This window comes from Cellulomonas sp. PhB150 (assembly GCF_003755175.1).
Lineage (GTDB): Bacteria > Actinomycetota > Actinomycetes > Actinomycetales > Cellulomonadaceae > Cellulomonas.
The window spans coordinates 164983-187934 of record NZ_RKHX01000005.1; the positions used below are offsets into that span (position 1 = coordinate 164983).

At 71.2% G+C, this 22952-nt stretch carries 17 protein-coding genes; 13 read left to right on the forward strand and 4 right to left on the reverse strand.

The features are described from left to right. Positions 1–53 precede the first annotated feature (53 nt). Positions 54–4751, forward strand: coding sequence for a beta-L-arabinofuranosidase domain-containing protein (locus EDF34_RS16105; RefSeq protein WP_123372534.1), 4698 nt, complete (start codon positions 54–56; stop codon positions 4749–4751). Between the two features lie 39 nt (positions 4752–4790). Here EDF34_RS16105 and EDF34_RS16110 read toward each other — a convergent pair whose 3' ends face one another. Then, positions 4791–5453 carry a hemerythrin domain-containing protein gene (locus tag EDF34_RS16110; protein WP_123372535.1) on the reverse strand — a complete coding sequence of 221 codons (663 nt, stop codon included), beginning with the start codon at positions 5451–5453 and terminating at the stop codon, positions 4791–4793. 37 nt (positions 5454–5490) lie between these two features. On the opposite strand from EDF34_RS16110, the gene EDF34_RS16115 reads away from it, so the two are divergent. After that, entirely contained in the window at positions 5491–6003 is a 513-nt protein-coding gene (locus EDF34_RS16115; RefSeq protein WP_148076665.1) for a CGNR zinc finger domain-containing protein, read from the forward strand. A 6-nt stretch (positions 6004–6009) separates the two neighbouring features. On the opposite strand, the gene EDF34_RS16120 is transcribed toward EDF34_RS16115, so the two are convergent. After that, the gene (locus EDF34_RS16120; RefSeq protein WP_123372537.1) at positions 6010–6477 is read right to left on the reverse strand and encodes a nitroreductase/quinone reductase family protein; all 468 of its coding nucleotides are present in this window, start codon (positions 6475–6477) and stop codon (positions 6010–6012) included. 353 nt (positions 6478–6830) lie between these two features. On the opposite strand from EDF34_RS16120, the gene EDF34_RS16125 reads away from it, so the two are divergent. The 3 genes from EDF34_RS16125 (at position 6831) to EDF34_RS16135 (ending at position 11525) form a co-directional block, all read left to right on the forward strand. Then, positions 6831–8696, forward strand: coding sequence for an ABC transporter family substrate-binding protein (locus tag EDF34_RS16125; protein ID WP_123372538.1), 1866 nt, complete (start codon positions 6831–6833; stop codon positions 8694–8696). A 190-nt stretch (positions 8697–8886) separates the two neighbouring features. Beyond that, the gene (locus EDF34_RS16130) at positions 8887–10425 is read left to right on the forward strand and encodes an ABC transporter permease (protein WP_123372539.1); all 1539 of its coding nucleotides are present in this window, start codon (positions 8887–8889) and stop codon (positions 10423–10425) included. Continuing rightward, on the forward strand, positions 10422–11525 hold the full coding sequence (locus EDF34_RS16135) for an ABC transporter permease (protein WP_123372540.1): 1104 nt from the start codon (positions 10422–10424) through the stop codon (positions 11523–11525). The genes EDF34_RS16130 and EDF34_RS16135 overlap by 4 nt, the downstream gene beginning before the upstream one ends. An 11-nt stretch (positions 11526–11536) precedes the next feature. On the opposite strand, the gene EDF34_RS16140 is transcribed toward EDF34_RS16135, so the two are convergent. Further along, entirely contained in the window at positions 11537–12133 is a 597-nt protein-coding gene (locus EDF34_RS16140) for a PH domain-containing protein (protein WP_158615108.1), read from the reverse strand. A gap of 76 nt (positions 12134–12209) precedes the next feature. Here EDF34_RS16140 and EDF34_RS16145 point away from each other — a divergent pair, with 76 nt between their 5' ends. From EDF34_RS16145 to EDF34_RS16170, 6 genes are all read left to right on the forward strand, one after another. Next, positions 12210–14039: an ABC transporter ATP-binding protein gene (locus EDF34_RS16145; RefSeq protein WP_123372541.1), complete on the forward strand. Its 1830-nt coding sequence runs from the start codon at positions 12210–12212 to the stop codon at positions 14037–14039. 158 nt (positions 14040–14197) lie between these two features. Continuing rightward, positions 14198–16135, forward strand: a complete 1938-nt coding sequence (typA, locus tag EDF34_RS16150; RefSeq protein ID WP_123372542.1) for a translational GTPase TypA — start codon at positions 14198–14200, stop codon at positions 16133–16135. An 11-nt stretch (positions 16136–16146) separates the two neighbouring features. Continuing rightward, positions 16147–17061, forward strand: a complete 915-nt coding sequence (gene mshB / locus EDF34_RS16155; RefSeq protein ID WP_123372543.1) for an N-acetyl-1-D-myo-inositol-2-amino-2-deoxy-alpha-D-glucopyranoside deacetylase — start codon at positions 16147–16149, stop codon at positions 17059–17061. Between the two features lie 31 nt (positions 17062–17092). Beyond that, positions 17093–17569, forward strand: a complete 477-nt coding sequence (locus EDF34_RS16160; RefSeq protein WP_123372544.1) for a hypothetical protein — start codon at positions 17093–17095, stop codon at positions 17567–17569. Beyond that, positions 17566–18057 (forward strand): flavin reductase family protein, encoded by a 492-nt coding sequence (locus tag EDF34_RS16165; RefSeq protein ID WP_123372545.1) that lies wholly within the window; start codon positions 17566–17568, stop codon positions 18055–18057. The genes EDF34_RS16160 and EDF34_RS16165 overlap by 4 nt, the downstream gene beginning before the upstream one ends. A gap of 88 nt (positions 18058–18145) precedes the next feature. Next, positions 18146–20974 carry a VanW family protein gene (locus EDF34_RS16170; protein WP_123372546.1) on the forward strand — a complete coding sequence of 943 codons (2829 nt, stop codon included), beginning with the start codon at positions 18146–18148 and terminating at the stop codon, positions 20972–20974. A 13-nt stretch (positions 20975–20987) separates the two neighbouring features. Here EDF34_RS16170 and EDF34_RS16175 read toward each other — a convergent pair whose 3' ends face one another. After that, complete coding sequence (locus tag EDF34_RS16175) at positions 20988–21242, reverse strand: hypothetical protein (RefSeq protein WP_233575434.1); 255 nt, start codon at positions 21240–21242, stop codon at positions 20988–20990. Between the two features lie 67 nt (positions 21243–21309). Between EDF34_RS16175 and fdxA the strand changes: the two genes are divergently transcribed. Both fdxA and dapC read left to right on the forward strand, forming a co-directional pair. Next, a complete protein-coding gene (gene fdxA, locus EDF34_RS16180; RefSeq protein WP_118765578.1) occupies positions 21310–21636 on the forward strand; it encodes a ferredoxin in 327 nt (108 codons plus the stop codon). A gap of 10 nt (positions 21637–21646) precedes the next feature. Continuing rightward, positions 21647–22786 (forward strand): succinyldiaminopimelate transaminase, encoded by a 1140-nt coding sequence (dapC, locus tag EDF34_RS16185; protein WP_148076666.1) that lies wholly within the window; start codon positions 21647–21649, stop codon positions 22784–22786. The last annotated feature ends 166 nt before the right edge of the window (positions 22787–22952 follow it).

The following is a 22952-nucleotide window of genomic DNA, read 5'->3' on the forward strand; positions in this document are numbered from 1 at the left end:
CGGCACTCGAGGCCCTCGTCGTGGGTGTCACGCCACCGCACCCGGGAGACGTCATGACCTCGCACACCCGCCGCACCCTGCGGCGCCTCGTCGCGATCACCGCGGCCGTCCCGCTCGCCGTCGCCGGGCTGCTGAGCCCCGCAGGTGCGGCGACGAGCGCGCTGGGCGACCCCGTGCTCGACCTGTCGTTCGAGGGCTCGCTCGCCGATGCGAGCCCCCTGACGCACGAGGTCCAGGCGAGGGGCGCGGGGACCTACGAGTTCGTCGACGGCGTCACGGCGGGCAGCCAGGCGCTGCGGCTCCAGGGCTCGACGTACCTCGACCTCGGCGCGAGCACGGCGCTGCAGCCGCAGGACCTCACGCTCTCGTTCTGGATCAAGCCCACCTCGTGGTCCGGCGAGCAGGTGATCACCTGGAACAAGGCGGCCTGGAACTCCGACGGCTGGTACGTCGCGTCGGAGTCGGACACCTCGCCGCTCGTCCTGTCGATCGGCCCGGCCACCGGCCAGCCGTACATGGTCGCGGCGACCTCGACGAGCCGCGCGCAGCTCATGCCGGTCGGCGAGTGGACCAACATCACGCTCACCTACGACCACGTCAGCAAGGACGTGAAGTTCTACCGCAACGGCCTCGCGATCGGGACGACCGTGCGCTACCCGGTGGGCGGTGCCGCCACGGGCGTGCTCGGCTCCTCGCCGACGCTGCCCAAGACGATCGGCTTCAACGGTCCGCTCTACAACGGCTCGTACCTGGCAGCCGCGATCGACCAGTACGAGGTGTACGACGACGTCGCCAACCTCGCCGACGTCACGAGCCTGTACGAGCAGGGTGGTCGCACGATCGACCGCCAGGCGATCGCCCAGGCCGACGCCGACGCGCTGTCCGTCCCCGCGACCGTCAGCATCGGCGTCGTGCTGCCGACCACCGGCTCGCAGGGGTCCGACGTGCTGTGGGAGTCCTCCGACCCCGACGTGCTGAGCACCGCCGGTGTGGTGCACCCGCCGGCCGAGGGTGAGCCCGACGCGCGCGTCACGCTGACCGCACGGGTCCGTTACCTCGACGGCACGCCCGTCACGCGCGAGTTCGCCGTGACCGTTCCTGCCTCGACCTCGACGAACCTCCTGCAGGACTCCGGCCTCGAGTCCGTGCAGCTCTCCGACGACTACCTGCAGAACGCGTCGGCGAAGGAGCAGGCGTACCTGCTGAGCCTGAGCTCGGAGAAGTTCCTCTACGAGTTCTACAAGGTCGCGGGTCTCCCGCCGACGACGACCTCCGGGTACGGCGGCTGGGAGCGCAGCGACACCACGAACTTCCGCGGCCACGCGTTCGGCCACTACATGTCCGCGCTGTCCCAGGCGTACAGCGGTGCGGCCGACGAGACCACCAAGGCGGCCCTGCTCGCGCAGATCGAGGACGCGGTCGAAGGCCTGACGACCGTGCAGGACGCGTACGCCACGTCCCACCCGGCCAGCGCCGGCTACGTCTCGGCGTTCCGCGAGAGCATCCTCGACAAGGTCCAGGGCACGGGTTCGTCGGACGAGAACGTCCTGGTGCCCTGGTACATCCTGCACAAGATCCTCGCGGGGCTGCTCGACATCCACCAGTACGTCGGGGGCGAGACCGGCGCCAAGGCGCTCGACGTGGCGAAGCAGTTCGGCGAGTACGTCTACCAGCGCGTCTCCGCCCTGCCGAACAAGGCCACGCTGCTCAGCACCGAGTACGGCGGCATGAACGACGCGCTGTACAACCTGTACGACGTCACGGACGACGTGCACTTCAAGACGGCGGCGGAGGCGTTCGACGAGACGACGCTGTTCCGCCAGCTCGCGGCCGGCACCGACGTGCTGTCCGGCAAGCACGCCAACACCACGATCCCCAAGCTCATCGGGGCGCTCAAGCGGTACATGGTGCTGACCAAGAGCCCCGAGCGGATGGCTGCGCTGACGCCGCAGGAGGTCGCCGACCTGCCGATGTACCGGCAGGCGGCTGAGAACTTCTGGACGATCGTCGTCGACCACCACACCTACGTCACCGGGGCGAACAGCCAGGCCGAGCACTTCCACGACCCCGACTCGCTGTACGAGTTCGCCGCCGAGCAGGGCGACACGGGCGACGCGCAGACCGCTGAGACGTGCAACGAGTACAACATGCTCAAGCTCTCCCGCGAGCTGTTCAAGCTCACCAAGGACGTCAAGTACGCGAACTACTACGAGAACACGTTCATCAACACCGTCCTGGGCTCGCAGGACCCGGACACGGGCATGACGACGTACTTCCAGCCGATGGGTTCGGGCTTCGAGCGCGTCTATTCGCTGCCTTTCACCGAGTTCTGGTGCTGCACCGGCTCCGGCATGGAGAACTTCTCCAAGCTCGGCGACTCGATGTACTTCACCGACCGGAGCAACGTGTACGTGACGATGTTCTTCAGCTCGTCGTTCGAGTACGCGGACCGCAACCTTCGCCTGACCCAGGTGGCCCACATGCCCAACGACGACACGGTGCGGTTCACCGTGGCGGCGATCGACGGGGCAGCGGTCGCTGACGGCACGACCGTGCGGCTCCGCGTGCCCGACTGGGTCGCGGCCGACCCCACGGTCACCGTGAACGGCGACGTCGTCGAGCCGGCGGTCTCCGGGGGCTTCGTCGTCCTGCCGGACGTCGTCGCGGGCGACGAGATCTCCTACCGCCTGCCGATGAAGGTCCGCGTCACGGCGACGCCGGACAACGCGTCGTACATCGCCTTCTCCTACGGTGCCTACGTCCTGAGCACCGGCCTGGGCACGAAGAACCTCGGCGCGACGACGTCCGTCGGCGTCGCGGTCCGCGTCTCGCAGCGCGACGACACGGCCCAGGACGTCATCACCGTCCCGGACACCCAGGCGTGGCTGGACGGGCTCGCCGACAACGCCGTGCGGATCGAGGACAGCGCCGACGGCCAGGTCCAGGTGGTCCTGCGGCACACGCTCGGCGCCGAGGACATGGTGTTCACGCCGCACTACGCCCGCCACGGCGAGCGCTACGGGCTCTACCTCAACATCGAGGGTCCGGACTCGGCGGAGGCTCAGGCCCGCATCAAGCGGGCCAAGGAGTCGCTGCGGGACGCGGAGATGAGCATCGACTCGATCACCAACTTCGACGCCAACAACTTCGAGGCGGACAAGGGTCTCAAGAGCGGCGGCACCTCGTCCGTGGGCACCTGGAACGGCCGGCAGTACCGCGACGCGCAGAAGGACGGCTGGTTCAGCTACGACCTGGCGATCGACCCGGGCGCGGCGAACAACTTCGTGCGCGTCATGTACTACTCGGGCGACCTCGGCCGGAAGTTCGACCTCTACGTGAACGACGAGAAGCTCGACACCATCGAGATCAACAACACGGCCGGGACGAACGTCTTCTACCTCGACACGAACAAGCTGCCCGCGAAGCATCTGACGATCGACGGCAGCACGCGGTGGAAGAAGGACGTGCACGGCGAGCTGGTGCTCGACGCGCAGGGTCAGAAGATCCCCGTGGTCACCGTCCGCTTCCAGTCGACGGGCGGGCTCGTCGGCGGCGTCTACGGGGTCTACCTGACGCGGTCCACCGAGTACGACGACGTCGCCGCGCTGTCCGGGCTCTCGTTCGACGCGGGCACGCTCGAGCCGGCCTTCTCGCCCGCCGTCGCGTCGTACACGCTGACGGTGCCGACGACGACGGACGCCGTCGCGCTGACGGCCACGCCGCACACCGGCTCCGGCCTGGTCTACGTGGACGGCGTGCTCGTCGACGACACCCGGCCGCGGTCGGTGCCGCTGACCGGTGACAGCACGACGATCGCGCTGCGAAGCTGGGCCCAGGACCACTCGACGTCCAAGCCGTACACGGTCACCGTGGTCCGGGCGGACCCGCCGGTGCTGAGCGCGGACGCGGCGCTGCGGTCGATCAGCGTGGACGGGAAGCCGCTGGCCGGGTTCTCGCCGGTCACGCACGCCTACACGGTGAGCACGGCGTCCGGCTCGGCGACGATCTCAGCGGTGGCGAACCACTCGGCGGCCCAGGTGGCGGTCTCTGCTCGCAGCACGGCGGGCGCGTACACGATCACCGTGACGGCCGAGGACGGCACGACCGCGACCTACGTCGTCACGGTCACCAAGGCCGTCGTCCCGCCGGTCTCCTCGTCGACCTCCGTGGCCGTGAGGTCGTCGGTCGCCTACGGCGGCTCGCACGTCGCGACCGTGAAGGTCGCCGCAGCGAAGCCCGCGACCGGGGCCGTCGTGGTGACCGTCCGGCGCGGGTCGGCCGTGGTGCAGACGGTCAGGGCGACGCTCGCGGGATCGTCGGCGAAGGTGACGATCAAGCGCCTGCCCGTCGGCACCTACACGGTGCAGGCCGTCTACGGCGGCAGCACGGCGGTCAGGGCGTCGTCGTCGGCCAAGGTGACGACGAAGGTCGTCAAGGTCGCCGCGACGGCGAGGGCGACGCTGTCGAGGCCCTCGGTCACGGCGAAGTCGTCGTCGGCCAAGGGGAAGACGGTCGTGACCGTGTCGGTGACGACTGCGACCAAGGTGACGCCCACGGGGAAGGTCCGCGTCCGGGTGTACGCGGGCTCCAAGGTCGTCCGCACCGTCACCGTCTCGCTGAGCAAGGGAGTCGCGAGGGCGACCGTGTCGAAGCTCCCGAAGAAGGGGACGTACTCGGTGCGGGCGACCTACCTCGGCTCGTCGGACGTCCGCTCCGACGCGGCTCCCTCGCGCACGCTGCGGGCCGTCTGAGGTCCAGGCGGGGCTGTCGACGCAGCCCCGCCCGCGCCTCTACCCATAGATGCGGGCCCGGTGCGCCGCGAACTGGCGGCGCCCGGTGACCAGCCACAGCAGCCGCGCCGGGGCGGGCACATTGGCGCGCAGCCAGCCCGAGCGCTCGTCGGCCGGGACGACCTCGAGGATCCAGCCGAGCTGCAGGAGCAGGCGCTCGCGCGGGATCGAGGCCATGCCGCGCGCGTGCAGCGCACCCCACTCCTTCTGGCTCATCACGGTGGCGGCCGTCGGCAGGATCGCGGACTCCTCCTGACCGAGGTGGGCCAGGAGCGTGTCCCGGACCGCCTCGAGGGTGAGCGCGACCGGCTCCCCGTCGCTCGACCGCGCCGACGCGGACCACGTCGGGAGGACCTCGCCCAGCGCCTCGAGCTGCGCCGCCGTCTGGGCGTGCTGGGCGCGCATGAGGCCGACGTGCAGGGCGCACGCGGGAGCGCGCTGCTCGAGCACGTCCCACAGCAGCTCGTCCTCGCCGGTGTGGTGGTGGTGCAGCGCGTCGGCCACCTCCTGGACGTGGTCCCCGACCGCACGGGCGCGGGCCGTGTCGCCGTCCGCGACGCCCCGGACCAGGGCGGGGCCGTCCGTGAACGCGCGCCGGAACAGCGCGTGGATCGTGAGCATGTCCGAGGTGTCGCAGCCGGGCTTCTCGTCCAGGGCAGTCATGGAATCTTCCTTCGTCACCAGTTAAAGACTAACAGTGGTGACGACTATCCTGGTCCTCGTGCCCGCCGTCAAGGACCCCCTGCTCGCCTGGATCAGCCTCGGCGACGAGCCCGGGGTCGCCCCCGAGTCGATCGAACGCGTCCGCGCGCTGCTCAACACGGACGACCGGTTCCACGGCGTCGAGCACCTCGGGGCCGACGTCCCGCGCGAGGTCGTGGGCGTGCGGGACGCGCTGCGGCGCTACCTGGTCGACGACGACCGGGCAGTGCTCGACGCGCTCGCGGCGGCGCACCCGCTGGTCGTGGCGTTCGGCGCACCGCCGCGGCTCGTCCCCGTGGACCCCGCCGACACCGTGGCCGGACTGGTCGCGGAGGTGTTCGAGGCCCAGCGCGACGGCATGTGGCAGCGGCTCAAGGCGTGCGCGAACCCCGACTGCCAGTGGGTGTACTACGACGCGTCCCGGAACCGGTCCGGTCGGTGGTGCTCGATGGGGGAGTGCGGCGACGTCATGAAGGCGCGGGCCTACCGGGAGCGCGGTCGACGCGCGTAGGTCCCGTCAGGCGGCGGGCGCCAGGACGAAGACGCGCAGCTCACGGCCGGCGCGCGCCGCGTAGTCGTCGTAGCCCGGCCAGACCGCGCGGAGCGCGGGCATCAGCCGCGCGCGCTCGTCGTCGTCCGCCAGGTGCGCGACGACGTCCGTCGTCTCGCCGTGGACCGTGACCTTCGCGTGCGGCGAGGTCAGCAGGTTGAGCGACCACGCGGGGTGGTGCTCCTGACCCCAGTTCGAGCCGATGACGATCCAGTCGGCGCCGTCTCGGGCGAAGAGCAGCATCGCCTCACGGGGCTCCCCGGACCTGCGGCCGGTCGTGGTCAGGATCAGCTGGGGGAGCACGGCCCTGCCGAGGACGCTCCAGCGTCCGCGGGTCCGCTTCTGCAGCCTGCGGTCGAGTCCTGAGACGGAGCGACCAAGGCGCGCGAACCATCGCGTGCGGCCCAGGCGGCGGATCGAGGCGGTGAAGTCCATCCGACGATTGTGCAGGCCAGCGGCGTGTGACGGGCGCCACAGCACCCCGGAGCCATAGCACACACGCCCTCCGGGGCGCCCCGGCATTGCCCGATCCGCGGACGTCCGGTCTCATGTCCGGGGTGTTTCCTGCGCGTTTCCGCAGGTCGTCGTCTCACCATGCGGAACATACTGGCCAGTATCAATCAGGTAACGATCGGGCTTCGGGAGGGGCGGTGCCCGATATGTCCGATCCACGTTGACTAGCGTCCTCCCCAACGTCGGCGGAAACTCGAGGCGTCAGGGCTCTGCCTGCCACGGGCACGCAGGGGATCGGGCGCCGATCGAGGTCGCCACCTTCTTCAGGAGGAACATTGAGGATCACACGCAAGGCCGCGCTCGCCGCGGTCGCCGCAGTCAGCGCAGTGTCGCTCGTCGCGGCCTGCTCGAGCTCGGACGACCCGACGGACAACACGTCCAAGTCGGGCGACGACGCAGGCATCAACCAGGACACGTCCGTCAACATCGCGTGGAACCAGCCGTTCTACTCGGCCAACGGCACGAGCATCACGGGCAACGCGACGGCGAACAACGTCATCCTGTACATGCTCAACTCCGGCTTCAACTACTACGACGCCGACCTGAAGCTGCTTCAGGACAAGTCGTTCGGTAGCTACGAGAAGGTCTCCGACGACCCGCTGAAGATCAAGTACACGTTCGCCGACACGGCGTCGTGGTCGGACGGCACGCCGGCCGGTCCCGAGGACCTGCTCCTCGAGTGGGCTGCCCAGAGCGGCAAGTTCAACAACGTCGAGGCGAAGACCGACCCCGACACCGGTGAGATCACGAACCAGGACGAGCTCGATGCGGGTGTCTACTTCGACGCCGCGTCGCCCGCCGTCGCCCTGATCAAGGACACCCCCGTCATCGAGGGCAAGTCGATCACCTTCACGTACAGCAAGCCGTTCGCCGACTGGGAGACCGCCATCGGCGTGAACCTGCCGGCCCACGTCGTCGCGCAGCGCGCGCTCGGCGAGACGGACGCCGCTGCCGCGACGACGAAGCTCATCGACGCGATCACGAACAACACGACGGCCGACCTGTCGAAGATCGCCAAGGTCTGGTCGACGGACTTCAACTTCGCGCAGATGCCCGCCGCCGCGGACAAGAACCTGCTCGTCACCAGCGGTGCGTACACCATCACGGACTTCGTGAAGGACCAGTACATCACCCTGACCGCCAACCCTGACTACAAGGGCGACCACAAGGCCGTCTTCAACAAGGTGACGGTCCGCTACAACGGCGACCCGATGGGCCAGGTCCAGGCGCTGCAGAACGGTGAGGTCGACCTCATCAACCCGCAGGCCACGGCCGACGTCCTGACCGCCGTCAAGGCGATCGACGGCATGAAGGTCGAGTCGGGCCCCGAGGGCACCTACGAGCACGTCGACCTGCAGTTCACCAACGGTGGACCGTTCGACCCCAAGACGTACGGCGGCGACGCCGAGAAGGCGCACAAGGTCCGCGAGGCCTTCCTCAAGACCATCCCGCGCCAGGAGATCGTCGACAAGCTGGTCAAGCCGCTCGACTCGTCGGCCGCCATCCGTAACTCCTACACGGTGGTTCCCGGCTCGCCGAACTACGACGCGATCACGGCCGCCAACGGCCAGGGTGCGGCGTTCGACACGGTCGACATCGACGGCGCCAAGACGCTGCTCAAGGACGCCGGCGCGACCAAGCCCAAGGTCCGCCTGCTCTTCGACCCGGAGAACACGCGCCGCCAGAACGAGTACCAGCTCATCAAGGCCTCGGCCGAGCAGGCCGGCTTCTCGGTCGAGCCCTACAAGGTCCAGACCGACTGGGGCACGGACCTCTCGAACGCGACGAAGTTCTACGACGCCGCGCTCTTCGGCTGGCAGTCGACGTCCACCGCTGTGACGGAGTCGGACGCCAACTACCGCACCAAGGCCGCGAACAACTTCTACGGCTACTCGAACAAGACCGTTGACGGCCTGTTCGACCAGCTCCAGACCGAGACCGACGTGGCCAAGCAGGGCGAGATCCTGGGCAAGGTCGAGTCCGAGCTCGTCAAGGACGCGTTCGGTGTCACGCTCTTCCAGTTCCCCGGCGTCACCGCCTGGAACCCGGCCAAGATCGGCAACGTCTCGAAGCTCACGATCGCTCCGACGATCTTCTACGGCTTCTGGGAGTGGACCGCCGGCGAGGCTGCAGCCAACTGATCCCCGGATGGCCGCCCGCCCCACAGGACCGGGCGGCCACCCACCGGTCAGCAGCACCCCAGGGCGTCGGGGAGAATTACTCCCCGACGCCCTCGGGCGTGCCCGGCCGGTCTCTCACAACGGCCCGGGGTCGCGAGAGGGATACGATCCCTGACGACCACGGTGCTTCCACTAGCGAGGTAACCCACCTGTGCTGAACTTCCTCACGCGCCGCCTTGTGGCGGGGCTCCTGACGCTCTTCGTGTCGCTGTTCCTGATGTACGTGCTGGTCGACATCGCGATCGACCCGCTGGCGGACCTGCGCGAGAGCACGGCCCCCAACAAGCAACAGCTCATCGCGGCACGCATCGAGCTCCTCGACCTGAACACGAACGTCGTGGTCCGGTTCCTCCAGTGGTGCGGCGGTGTGCTGCACGGCGACTTCGGTATCGCCTGGAAGACCGGCGAGTCGGTGAGCGACCTGGTCGCCCACGCGATCGGCTCCACGCTCCAGCTGGTCACGGCCGCGACGTTCCTGTCGCTCGTCGTCGGCGTCGTCGTCGGCATCGTGTCCGCTCTGCGGCAGTACAGCGCGTTCGACTACGTGATCATCTTCCTGTCGTTCCTGCTGTACTCGCTCCCCTCCTTCTGGGTCGCCGTGCTCCTCAAGCAGTGGGCCGCGATCGGCTTCAACAACTTCCTGCGCGACCCGTGGATCGCGTGGCCCACGCTGATCGGCGTCGCGCTGATCGCGGGCCTGCTCTGGAGCCTGGCCATCGGGGGCAGCGCCGCCCGACGATGGCAGGTCTTCGGCATCGCCGCGGCCGCGACGTTCGGGATGTTCGCCTACCTGCAGCTGACCGACTGGTGGCTCGAGCCCAAGATCGGCCCGATCCTGCTGCTGGTGATGGGCGCGGGCACCGCGTTCGCCTTCGCCGCCGTGTTCGCCGGTCTGCACAACCGCCGGGCCCTGTGGGCCTCGCTGACGACCGTCGCGGTGGGCTTCATCGCGTACTTCCCGATGCAGACCGTCTTCAAGATGGACATCTTCGGCCCGTCCGGCAACGGCGCGAGCTGGCTGATCCTCCTGCTGGCCGTCGTCGCGATCGGCGTCGGCTTCCTCATCGGCCGCCTGTACGGCGGGCCCGACTGGGGCGTGTCGGCCCGGACCAGCGCCGCGGTCGCGTTCGTGATGGCCGCGCTGATCTTCGTCGACAAGGTCATGCAGGTCTGGCCGCCGTACTCCAAGGCGCTCGGCGGACGGCCCATCCCGACGTTCGGCGACCGGACCCCCGGCCTCGGCGGCAACTACTGGGTGACGGTGCTCGACTCCTTCACCCACCTGGTGCTGCCGACGGCGACCCTGGTCCTCATCGCGTTCGCCGCGTACACGCGCTACTCGCGCTCGAGCATGCTCGAGGTGATGAGCCAGGACTACATCCGCACGGCTCGCGCCAAGGGCCTGCCGGAGCGGGAGGTCGTGGTCCGCCACGGCTTCCGGAACACGCTCATCCCGCTCGCGACCATCGTCCCGATCGACGTCATCACCCTCATCGGCGGTGCCGTCATCACCGAGGCCGTGTTCTCGCGGCCCGGCATGGGCCAGCTGTTCGTGAAGTCCCTCGAAGAGGCCCAGGTCGACCCCGTGATGGCTTACCTGCTGATCACGGCCGGCCTGGCCATCATCGCCAACATCGTGGCGGACATCATCTACGCCGTGATCGACCCGAGAATCCGGTTGGACGCATGAGCACCTCGACCCCCCAGAACCCGCAGGCGCCCGAGGACCCGACCGCCGCGTCGAGCTCGACGGAGAATGCCATCGAGCTCAAGGACGTCGTCGGCCTGTCCCAGGGCCAGATCGTCCGCAAGCGCTTCGTGCGCCACAAGGGGGCCATGCTCGGTCTCCTGTTCCTGATCCTCACCGCGCTGCTCGCCTTCACGTCGGTCGGCTTCGGGCCGGTCCCCGGCTGGTGGCAGTACAACGGGCGCGAGACGAACCTGGCGGTCGTCGAGGCCGGCGGTGCCCCGACGATGCACCTGCCGAGCTTCCTCGGCGGGCCCGGCTTCGCGATCGGCGACCACCCGTTCGGCCAGGACGAGCTCGGCCGCGACATGTTCGCCCGCGTGATGCTCGGCGTGCAGACCTCGCTCAAGGTCATGTTCATCATCGGCCTCGTGTCGTGCATCCTGGGCATCCTCGTGGGGGCCCTCGCGGGGTTCTACCGCGGCCGCCTGGACTCGATCCTCATGCGCCTCACGGACCTGTTCATCACCGTTCCCGTGCTCGTGATCGGCGCTGTCGTCGGCAAGATCACCGGTGGCGTCAGCGCCGCGGTCTTCGCGGCGTCGATGGGTCTGCTCCTGTGGACGAGCCTCGCCCGCCTGGTGCGCGGCGAGTTCCTCGCGCTGCGCGAGCGAGAGTTCGTCGACGCGGCCCGCGTGGCCGGTGCGAGCAGCCCGCGCATCATCTTCAAGCACATCCTGCCGAACGCGATCGGCACGATCATCGTGAGCACGACGCTGCTCATGAGCTCGGCCATCCTGCTCGAGACCGCGCTGTCGTTCCTCGGGTTCGGCATCCGCGAGCCCGAGATCTCGCTCGGTGCGCTCATCTCGCAGTACCAGCAGGCGTTCTCGACGCGCCCGTGGCTGTTCTGGTGGCCGGGCCTGTTCATCGTCATCATCGCGCTGACGATCAACTTCATCGGCGACGGCCTGCGGGACGCGTTCGACCCGCGGCAGAAGCGGATCCCGTCCGATCGGAAGATGTCGCGTGCGGATGCCGTCTCGCGGCGGCCGGCGGGCGTCATCCCGATGCAGACGCAGGACACGCAGGGTCGTCCGTGATCACCCGCGGGTCAGCCGAGCAGCAGCACGGCGGCCGTCGCCACGGCCAGCACGACGACGCCCGCGACCGTGCGGGTGTGCGTCCGGCGCTGGACGCGCACCCCCTCGGCCGTGGCCGGCAGGAAGCGGGCCGCGGTCAGGGCGCCCTGGCGTCGCTCGATCTCCTCGACGAGCGCCTCCGCGGTGCCCTGCCGGTGGACGGTGCCGTCCTTGGCGGGCGGCTTGTCCACGGCGTCGTCGTCGCGGGTCCGGCGCAGGCGCCGTGCTGCGGAGCTCGAGCGAGGCGCGGCCCACACGGGCACGTCCCCATCGGTCGTGTGCAGCACGAGCGAGAGCTTGAGCGTGCTGCCACGGAACGTCGGCCAGGGCAGCAGCACGGTGCGCCAGACGTTGCGCACCTCGACCAGGCCGTCGCTGACCTCCACCCGGGGGCGCCAGTACATGGCCCAGACGACGAGCACGACGAGGGCCGCGGGTGCAGCGAGCCGCAGCCCGGCGCCGAGGCCGTCGTGCGTCGCCACCGCGACGACCGCCACAACGGCGGCCACCGCCGCAGCGATCGTCAGCCAACGGCCGTACCTCGACGAGAAGACATGTGTGGGGCTCACGCGCCCATGCTCCCAGAACCGCAGCAGGTGACCGGCCCGATCGGGCCCGTCCCGCACCCGCAGGAAGGATGCTGACGTGGCCATCGACACAGCAGCAGCACCGCTCCCCGCCGACACCACCGCACCCGTGCTGGAGGTGAACGGCCTCGGCGTGGACTTCTTCGTCGACGGCACCTGGTACCCGGCCGCGAGCGGCGTCTCGTACACCGTCCGTCCCGGCGAGGTCCTGGCGATCGTCGGCGAGTCCGGCTCCGGCAAGACCCAGTCGTCCATGGCGCTCATGGGCCTGCTCCCGCCGAACGGCCGGGCGAACGGCTCGGCCAAGCTGGGCGACCGCGAGCTCATCGGCATGCCCTCGCACCGCCTGCGCCGCATCCGCGGCCGCGAGGTCGCGATGATCTTCCAGGAGCCGATGACGGCCCTGAACCCGGTCTTCACGATCGGCTTCCAGATCATCGAGACGCTGCGCACGCACTTCGAGATGGGCCCGACCGAGGCGCGCGCGCGCGCCATCGAGCTGCTCACGCTCGTCGAGCTGCCGGACCCGACCAAGCGCGTCGACTTCTACCCGCACCAGCTCTCCGGCGGCCAGCGTCAGCGCGCGATGATCGCCCAGGCGCTCGCGTGCGACCCGAAGCTGCTCATCGCCGACGAGCCGACCACGGCCCTCGACGTCACGGTCCAGGCCGAGATCCTCAAGCTCATGCGTGACCTGCGCAGCCGCATCGACTCGGGCATCGTGCTGATCACGCACGACATGGGCGTCGTCGCGGACATGGCGGACAAGATCATCGTCATGAAGGACGGGCTCGTCGTCGAGCAGGGCGCGGCGGCGGACATCTTCGCCCGGCCGCAGCACCCGTACACCATCAAGCTGCTCGAGTCCGTGCCGCACCTGGGCCGCAGCGCCGAGGCGCTGCAGGTCGAGGAGAAGGGTGGACCGGACCTCGCGAAGGAGGCGCCCGACGACCGCGTCGTCGTGCTCGAGGCCAAGAACATGGTCATCGAGTACCCGGGTCGTCGCCGCACCCCGGCCTTCCGCGCGGTGGACGGCGTCGACCTGACGCTGCACGCCGGCGAGGTCGTCGGCCTGGTGGGCGAGTCCGGCTCGGGCAAGACGACCATCGGACGCGCCGTCGTCGGGCTCCTGCCCGTCACGAGCGGCGAGCTCAAGATCGTCGGGCAGAACATGGTGGGGGCGACCAACCGGGACCTCAAGCCGCTGCGCACCGAGGTCGGCATCGTCTTCCAGGACCCGGGCTCCTCGCTGAACCCGCGCCTGCCGATCGGCGAGTCCATCGCCGAGCCGCTGCTGCTGCACCGCGGCATCAAGGGCAAGGCGGCCTCCAGCGCGGTCGAGAAGCTGCTCGACCAGGTCCAGCTGCCGCGCGCGATGCGCAACCGCTACCCGCACGAGCTCTCCGGCGGTCAGCGCCAGCGCGTGGGTATCGCCCGCTCGCTCGCGCTCGAGCCCAAGCTGCTCGTGGCCGACGAGCCGACCTCCGCGCTCGACGTCTCCGTGCAGGCGACCGTGCTGGAGCTGTTCCAGGAGCTGCAGCGCGAGCACGGCTTCGCGTGCCTGTTCATCAGCCACGACCTGGCCGTCGTCGAGATGCTGTCCGACCGCATCGCGGTCATGCACAACGGCAAGCTCGTCGAGGTCGGCAAGACCGCGCAGGTCGTCAACCACCCGCAGGACGCCTACACCCAGCGGCTGCTCGCGGCCGTGCCGGTGCCGGACCCCGAGGCGCAGCGAGCCCGCCGCGAGGCGCGCGACGCGCTGCTCGACGCGCAGCGCGCGCAGCTGTCCGCGGACGAGCAGGCCCAGGCCGACGAGGCCGCGCGGCTCGAGGCGCACGACATCACCGAGGCCGAGCACGAGCGCGAGCCCGGTCGCGGCTTCTGATCGACGGTCGGCCCCGGGGGTATCCTGGGGCCGACCGCTTCTGCGCCCCCTCTTGACACGTGGGGCGACTCACGTATGCCTGCGCGCCCGCAGCCGGTAGAATCGACCGGCGCCCCACGACGCGGCGCGCTCCCACCTTCTGCTGAGATGAGTTCCGCATGCCTACCGACGCGATCACAGCGCCGACCAGCGTTCGCGCCGACGTGCGCAACGTCGCCATCGTGGCGCACGTCGACCACGGCAAGACGACCCTCGTCGACGCGATGCTCTGGCAGGCCGGCGCGTTCGGTGCCCACGCTCACGTCGAGGACCGCGCGATGGACTCCGGTGACCTCGAGCGCGAGAAGGGCATCACGATCCTCGCGAAGAACACCGCGGTGCACTACTCCGGTCCCGCGGCCGCGGAGAACGGCCAGCCCGACGGCATCACGATCAACGTCATCGACACCCCCGGCCACGCCGACTTCGGTGGCGAGGTCGAGCGCGGCCTGTCGATGGTCGACGGCGTCGTCCTGCTCGTCGACGCGTCCGAGGGCCCGCTGCCCCAGACGCGCTTCGTCCTGCGCAAGGCGCTCGTCGCCAAGCTCCCCGTGATCCTCGTGGTCAACAAGGTCGACCGTCCCGACGCCCGCATCGAGGAGGTCGTGCACGAGGCGACCGACCTGCTGCTTGGCCTCGCGTCCGACCTGCACGACGAGGTCCCGGACCTGGACCTCGACGCGATCCTCGACGTCCCCGTCGTGTACGCCGCCGCCAAGGCCGGCCGCGCGTCGGTCAACCTCCCGGAGAACGGCGGCCTGCCCGACTCCGAGACCCTCGAGCCGCTGTTCAAGATGATCCTCGAGAAGATCCCGGCGCCCACGTACACCGAGGGCCACCCGCTGCAGGCGCACGTCACCAACCTGGACGCCTCGCCGTTCCTCGGCCGCCTGGCGCTGCTGCGCATCTTCAACGGCAACCTCCGCAAGGGCCAGACCGTGGCCTGGGCGCGCGCCGACGGCACGATGCAGAACGTCAAGATCACCGAGCTGCTGGAGACCAAGGGTCTCGAGCGCGTCACCACCGAGTCGGCCGGCCCCGGCGACATCGTGGCCGTCGCGGGCATCGAGAACATCACCATCGGCGAGACCCTCACGGACCCCGACGACCCGCGTCCGCTGCCGCTCATCACGGTCGACGACCCGGCCATCTCCATGACCATCGGCATCAACACCTCGCCGCTGGCCGGCAAGGGCGGCAAGGGACACAAGGTCACGGCCCGCCAGGTCAAGGACCGTCTCGACAAGGAGCTCGTCGGCAACGTCTCGCTCCGCGTCCTGCCCACCGAGCGTCCCGACGCGTGGGAGGTGCAGGGCCGTGGCGAGCTGGCGCTGGCCATCCTCGTCGAGCAGATGCGCCGCGAGGGCTTCGAGCTCACGGTCGGCAAGCCGCAGGTCGTCACGCGCAAGGTCGACGGCAAGGTGCACGAGCCCGTCGAGCGCATGACGATCGACGTCCCCGAGGAGTACCTCGGCTCGGTCACGCAGCTGCTCGCGCAGCGCAAGGGCCGCATGGAGACCATGTCGAACCACGGCACCGGCTGGGTCCGCATGGAGTTCCTCGTCCCCGCGCGTGGCCTCATCGGCTTCCGCACGCGGTTCCTCACCGACACGCGCGGCACCGGCATCGCCTCGTCGATCGCCGAGGGCTACGAGCCCTGGGCCGGCGCCATCGAGACGCGCATCAACGGCTCGCTCGTCGCGGACCGCAACGGTGTCGTCACGCCGTTCGCCATGATCAACCTGCAGGAGCGCGGCTCGTTCTTCGTCGACCCGACGCAGGAGGTCTACGAGGGCCAGATCGTCGGCGAGAACGCGCGCAACGAGGACATGGACGTCAACATCACCAAGGAGAAGAAGCTCACGAACATGCGCGCTGCCAGCAGCGACACGTTCGAGAACCTCACCCCTCCCCGCAAGCTGACGCTCGAGGAGTCGCTGGAGTTCGCCCGCGAGGACGAGTGCGTCGAGGTGACCCCGGAGATCGTCCGCATCCGCAAGGTGGTGCTCGACCAGTCCGAGCGCGCCCGCATCACGGCACGCAACAAGAAGTCCTGACCTTCCGCGCCATGCCCGCGACGACGGAGCCCACCACCCCTGCCGGGGCGGTGGGCTCCGTCGTTGGCGGGCTCCTCGCGGTGCACGCGCACCCGGACGACGAGACGCTCGCGACGGGCGCCCTCCTGGCGACCTGGGCCGCAGCCGGTCTGCCCGTCACGGTGGTGACCTGCACGCGCGGGGAGCGGGGCGAGGTGATCGGTGACGAGCTCGCCCACCTCGAGGGGGACGGGCCCGCGCTCGCCGCGCACCGCACGACGGAGCTCGCCGCCGCGCTGGCGGCGCTGGGTGTCGAGGACCACGTGTACCTCGACGGTGGCGGCGACCGCTACGAGGACTCGGGCATGGCGTGGCTGTCCACGGGCCGGGCGGGCGCTGCCGAGGCCGTCCCGCCGCGCGCGTTCGTCGGGATCCCGCTCGACGAGGCCGCCGGCCGGCTCGCGGCCGTGCTGCGCGACCGCCGGCCAGCGGTCGTCGTCACGTACGAGCCCGCGGGCGGGTACGGGCACCCGGACCACGTCCGCGCGCACGAGGTGACGCGCCGCGCGATCGAGCTCGCCGGCATCGACGCCGTGGTGCTGTGGGCGGCGCAGGGCTCGTCGGCGCTGCGGGCGGGTCTCGCTGCGCTCGAGCCGGTCGACGGCCTCGTCGTCCCCGACCCGGACGAGCCGCTGCCGTCGGTCGCGGTGCCCGACGAGGACCTCGACCTGGTCGTCCACGTCGCTCCCGTCGTCGACCGCGTGCTCGCGGCGCTCCGCGCCCACGCCACCCAGGTCCAGGCCGTCGCGCCGCTCGGCTCGACGGCCGCCCTCGCGCAGTACGCGCTGAGCAACGCGGTCCTCGCGCCCGTGCTGCCCGACGAGGGGTACCGCGTGGCCGTTCCCGGCCCGGCGCTCGACTGGCCCGCGGGGATCCGTCGGCGCTGAGCGCACGGGTGCGGCGGGTAGCCTGGCGCGCGTGCGGCACCTCTCCCTCTCGACGGTCGTCAAGGCCGTGCTCGCCCTCGTCCTCGGGCTCGTCCTCGGTGCGTTCGGCACCGTCATGCACCGCAGCATCCCGCCGTGGGGCGTGGTCCTCGCGCTGGCCCTCGTGCTGGCCGTCGGCGTGCTCGTGCGCGCGTGGAGCGGGCTGCTCGCCCTGCTCGGGCTCGCGATCGGCGTGCTCGTCTCGGTGCAGGTGCTCTCGCAGACGGGACCGGGGGGCGACGTGCTCGTGCCCGCGGCCGGTCCGGGCGTGCAGTGGGCGGGGCTCGGGTGGGTGTGGGTGCTGGGGTCGATCGCCGTGCTCGTCGTCGCGGGCGTGCTGCCGCAGCGCTGGTTCGTCGACCCGCCCGTCGTGCCCGCCGACTCGGGGCCGCAGTGGCCCGGGCTCCAGGACCCGGCGCTCGCGAGCCCCGTCCTCGACGGACCCGTCACGGACGAGCCGCGACCGTGACGGTGGACAGCGACCACTACCGGGCGACCGTCTCGCGCCTGCCCGCGGGCGTCGCGGTGGTCGTCCTGCGCTGGCGCGGCACGCAGCACGCGATGACGGCGTCGGCCGTCGCGTCGGTGTCGCTCGACCCGCCGCTGCTCATGTTCTGCGTGCACGCCGACGCGCGCGTGCGCGAGGCGCTCGACGACGTCGACACCTGGGCCGTGAGCGTCCTGTCCGACGCGCAGGGCCCGACCGCGGACTGGCTCTCCTCGCCCGGACGCCCGGCCGTGGGCCAGCTCGAGCGTGTCCCGCACCGTGCCGCGCCGGTGTCGGGTGCCGCCTGGATCGACGGCGCGGCCGCGTGGTTCGACTGCCGGACCGCCGCCGTGCACCCGGCGGGCGACCACGACATCGTCGTCGGCACCGTCCTGGCGGCGGAGCAGGGTGCACCCGGCGCGGGCGGCCTGGTCCACCTGCGCGGACGACTCCACGAGGTCCGCGGCTGACGCCACACCCGCCGTCCTGCGGGGACGCCCAGATCCGCCACGTAGAATCGCGCGGGCGCAGGTGGCGCAGGCAATCGTGGGGGAGCAGATGAGCGACGGAACCGACCGGGACGGCGTGGAGCCGACCGAGGACGCCCCGGCGCCGGACGCGCCTGCAGACGAGGTCTGGCCCGTGTGGGGCGGCGGGAGCGTGCTGGGCGCGTCGACCGTGCGGCCCCCGGACGCGGACGAGCGCGCGGCTGCGGCTGAGTCCGCTGCTTCTGCCGACGAGGCCTCTGCCGACGAGGCTGCGGTCGACGAGGCCTCTCCCGACGAGGCTGCGGTGCCCGGCGACGACGCGGCGCCGGACGACGAGGCGCCGGATGCGGCGACCGACGCCACGCCCGTCACCCCCACCGAGCCCGATCAGGCTGCGAACGACGCGTCGGCCGGACGCGAAGCGCCCACGGAGCTGACGCCCGCGGTCGCGACCGGCGCCGACGACGCGCCGACCGGCGGCACCGAGGAGCAGCCGGGACGCACCGACGAGGCGGAGTCCTCGATCGACGAGCCCGCAGCCGAGGCGGCCGCGCCAAGCGTCGCCGACTCGCCCGAGGCAGCCACGGCGAGTGCTGAGGCGGCCGAGCAGGGTGATGCCGAGCAGGGCGATGCCGAGCAGAGCGATGCCGAGCAGTCCCAGGCAGAGCAGTCCCAGGCCGAGGGCGCCGCGGCGGACGACCCGGGTGCTCCCACGGCGGAGACGGCCGTCATCGCGCCCGTCGACGAGGCGGAGCCGACGACCCCCTCGCGCGCCGACGACACCCAGCTCATCGCGCCGGCCGCCGCCGCTGCCGCCACCGAGGCGGACCGCGGGGCCGCCCCCGTCCGGACCTCGACCCGGCCCGCTCCGGCAGCTGCTGCCGGAGGAGCCGCCGCGGCTGCTGCCGCCGCTGGGGTGGCGAGTCCCGCCGCAGGCGCGGCGACGCAGTCCCCGGGAGCGGCTGCGCGCGCGGCCGCCGTCCCGATCGCGACGACGCCGACCGCGACGACGCCGACCCCAGCAACCGCAGCAGCACCGGCCGTGGCTGCGGCGACCGCCGCCACCGCAGCCACCGCGGCAGGCACGCCCGCCGCTGCCGGATCGGCCGCGCCCGCCGCGGCCTCACCCGTGCGGGTCACCGCCGGCCCGGTCCCGCCCACCCCTCGCAAGGAGTCCCCGCTGGACGTGTTCGAGTCGGACGGTGGCAAGCGACGCTGGCCCAAGCGGTTGGCGGTGATCCTGGCGATCGTCGTCGTGCTCGTCGGCGGCTACGTCGCGGCCTCGTACGCGCTCGCGGACCGCGTCCCGCGCGGTGCGAGCGTCGCCGGCGTGGACATCGGGGGGCTCGCGTCGGACGAGGCGGTCACGCGCCTGGACGACGAGCTGCACGACGCCACGTCGGAGCCGATCGACGTCGTCGCGAACGACGTGACGGCGAGCATCGACCCGAAGGACGCCGGGCTGACGTTCGACGCCCAGGCGACGGTCGACCAGCTCACGGGAGTGAACCTGCTCGAGCCTCGTCGCCTCTGGCAGCACGTCGTCGGCGTGGGCGAGGCGGAGCCCGTCACCGCGGTCGACGACAAGGCGCTCGCGCAGTCCGTCGACGGCCTCGAGGGCGCGCTCTCCGAGGCGCCCGTCGACGGGTCGGTCGTCTTCGTCGACGGCACCGCGCAGGCGACGCAGGCGACCGAGGGCTGGACGCTCGACACCGAGGGCGCCGAGCAGGTCGTCGCGGACCAGTGGCTCACCGGCGCCCGGCCCCTGGAGCTGCCGACCGAGCCGGTCGAGCCGGACATCACGCAGGCGGAGACCGATGCGGCGCTGGCCGTCGCGGAGAAGGCGGTCTCGGGCCCGGTCTCGGTGACGGTCGACGACCAGCTCGCGGTGCTCACGCCCGCCGAGGTCGCCTCGGCGTCCTCGATGGTCCCGGTCGACGGCGACCTGGTGCTCCAGATGGACGGCGAGAAGCTGTCCAAGGACGTCCTCGACCAGCTGCCCGACCTGCTCACCGAGGCCTCGGACGCCACGTTCACGTTCAAGGACGACAAGCCGAAGCTCGTCCCGGGCAAGCCCGGCACGACGATCGACCCCGACGCCCTGGCGACGTCGGTCGCGACCGCGGCGGTCGCCGCCGAGCGCAACGCCGAGGTCAAGCTCGTCGAGTCTGACCCGAAGGACTCCACCGCGGAGCTGAAGAAGCTCGGGATCAAGGAGATCGTCTCGGAGTTCTCGACGCCGCTGACCACCGAGCCCAAGCGGACGCAGAACATCAAGACGGGCCTGTCGCACATCACGGGCACGCTCATCCGCCCCGGCGAGACGTTCAGCCTCACCGAGGCGCTCGGGCCGGTGGACGCCAAGCACGGGTTCATCGACGCGGGTGCGATCGTCAGCGGCGAGCACGTGCAGGCCATCGGTGGCGGCCTCTCGCAGGTGTCGACGACGACCTACAACGCCGCGTTCTTCGCCGGCATGGAGGACGTCGAGCACACGCCGCACAGCGAGTGGTTCGCGCGGTACCCGGAGGGCCGCGAGGCGACGATCTTCACCGGCGTGCTCGACATGAAGTGGAAGAACAACACCCCCAACGGCGTGCTCGTGCAGGGCTGGGTCGAGGACGGGCGTGCGTACGTGCGTCTGTGGGGCACGAAGTACTGGACCGTCACGACGACGACGAGCCCGCGCTCGGGCGTCGTGGCGCCGACGACCGTCTACTCCCAGTCGGCCACCTGCGAGCCCGCGCTCGCCGGCAACCCCGGCTTCTCGGTGACGGTCACGCGCAAGACGTTCCTCGACGACGTGCTGAAGAAGACCGAGTCGAACTCCTGGCGCTACAAGCCGCAGAACAAGGTCGTCTGCGGCGAGCCGCCGGACTCCAAGGACGAGGAGAAGTAGCCGGCTGCGGCGCTCAGCGGGTGCCGCGGCGCGGCGGCGCGGGCGGGACCGGCTTGGCCAGCACGATGTCTGCGGCCGGCACCCGCACCTCGCCGCGGCGGGTGCGGATCAGGACCCCGGAGTCGTCGACGGCGAGCAGCTCGCCCAGGACGTCGGTGAACGGAGGCTCGTCGGGCGCGGGGTCGTCGTCGCGCCGACGGCGCACCACGACGCGGCTCCCGACGGGCAGATCGCGCCACGTGGCGGGCATCACGTGGCGCGCGGGCATGGACAGCGCATGGCGTGGTGGTGCATGTGCGGAATACTAGGGACACCCGGCTAGTGGAGGACCGACAGTGACGTATGTGATCGCCGAACCCTGTGTCGACGTCAAGGACAAGGCGTGCATCGAGGAATGTCCCGTGGACTGCATCTACGAGGGCAAGCGGTCGCTGTACATCCACCCCGACGAGTGCGTGGACTGCGGCGCCTGCGAGCCGGTCTGCCCGGTCGAGGCCATCTACTACGAGGACGACGTCCCCGAGCAGTGGACCCAGTACTACAAGGCCAACGTCGAGTTCTTCGACGACCTGGGCTCCCCGGGCGGTGCCGCGAAGATGGGCGAGATCCCCAAGGACCACCCGATCATCGCGACCCTGCCGCTGCGCGTGCACGAAGACTGACGCGCGCCCGATGGGCCTGCTGACCGGCGCGCTGCCGGACTTCCCGTGGGACACGCTCGTGCCGTACGCCCAGCGTGCCCGCGAGCACCCCGGTGGCATCGTCGACCTGTCGGTCGGCGCGCCGGTCGACCCCACGCCCGCGCTGCTGCGCGAGGCGCTGGCGGAGGCGTCCGACGCACACGGGTACCCGACGACGCACGGCACGCTCGAGCTGCGCGAGGCCGTGGTGCGCTGGTTCGCCCGTCGGCGCGGTGTGCGCGCGCTCGAGCCGGACGCCGTGCTGCCCACGGTCGGCTCCAAGGAGCTCGTCGCGTTCCTGCCCGCGCTGCTCGGGCTGGGCGCGGGCGACGTCGTCCTGCACCCGCGGGCGGCCTACCCCACGTATGACGTCGGCGCGCGGCTGGCGGGCGCGACGCCGGAGCCGACCGACGACCCGGTGGCCCGGCTCGCGGGCGGGGGAGTGCGCCTCGTCTGGCTGAACTCGCCCGGCAACCCCGACGGCTCGGTGCTCTCGGTCGAGCAGCTGCGTGCCGTCGTGGAGGCGGCCCGCGCCGCGGCGGAGCGTGAGGGCAGGCCCGTGGTCGTCGCGTCCGACGAGTGCTACGCCGAGCTCGCCTGGGCCGAGCCGTGGGCCACGTCGGGGGTGCCCAGCATCCTCGACCCCCAGGTCACGGGTCGCGACCACACCGGCCTGCTGAGCGTCTACTCGCTGTCCAAGCAGTCCAACCTCGCGGGCTACCGCGCGGCGTTCGTCGCGGGCGACCCGGCCCTCGTGGCGCGCCTGCTCGAGGTCCGCAAGCACGCCGGGATGATCGTGCCCGCGCCGGTCCAGGCCGCGATGGCCGTGGCGCTCGACGACGACGAGCACGTCGCGGAGCAGCGCGAGCGGTACCGCCGTCGTCGGACCGTCCTGCGCGCCGCCCTCGAGAGCGCCGGCTACGTCGTGGACTCGTCGGCCGCGGGGCTGTACCTGTGGACGCGACCGGAGGCCGGTGGGCAGGACTCGTGGACGACGGTCGGCGACCTGGCGAGCCTCGGCATCCTGGCCGCACCGGGCGCGTTCTACGGCGACCGCGACCACGTGCGGATCGCGCTGACGGCCACCGACGAGCGCATCGCCGAGGCCGCGGCACGCCTGTGCGGCGCCTGATGTGACGCGGATCACGTCCGGGGCGTCCTGCCGGAGATTGGGCATCCGGCCGCACGCGCAGGTAGCGTCAGGCGTCGGCCGACGACGTCCAACGGTGGGTCGGCACACGCGACCCGATCGGTCGCGGCTACGCGATTCGACCCCGGGCGCAGCGCACCAGACCCGC

Coding starts and splice junctions, on each gene's coding strand:
- EDF34_RS16175 (WP_233575434.1), bottom strand. CDS start 21,242: ATGCCCGCGCGCCACGTGATGCCCGCCACGTGGCGCGATCTGCCCGTC.
- EDF34_RS16105 (WP_123372534.1), top strand. CDS start 54: ATGACCTCGCACACCCGCCGCACCCTGCGGCGCCTCGTCGCGATCACC.
- typA (WP_123372542.1), top strand. CDS start 14,198: ATGCCTACCGACGCGATCACAGCGCCGACCAGCGTTCGCGCCGACGTG.
- mshB (WP_123372543.1), top strand. CDS start 16,147: ATGCCCGCGACGACGGAGCCCACCACCCCTGCCGGGGCGGTGGGCTCC.
- dapC (WP_148076666.1), top strand. CDS start 21,647: ATGGGCCTGCTGACCGGCGCGCTGCCGGACTTCCCGTGGGACACGCTC.
- EDF34_RS16120 (WP_123372537.1), bottom strand. CDS start 6,477: ATGGACTTCACCGCCTCGATCCGCCGCCTGGGCCGCACGCGATGGTTC.
- EDF34_RS16110 (WP_123372535.1), bottom strand. CDS start 5,453: ATGACTGCCCTGGACGAGAAGCCCGGCTGCGACACCTCGGACATGCTC.
- EDF34_RS16135 (WP_123372540.1), top strand. CDS start 10,422: ATGAGCACCTCGACCCCCCAGAACCCGCAGGCGCCCGAGGACCCGACC.
- EDF34_RS16170 (WP_123372546.1), top strand. CDS start 18,146: ATGAGCGACGGAACCGACCGGGACGGCGTGGAGCCGACCGAGGACGCC.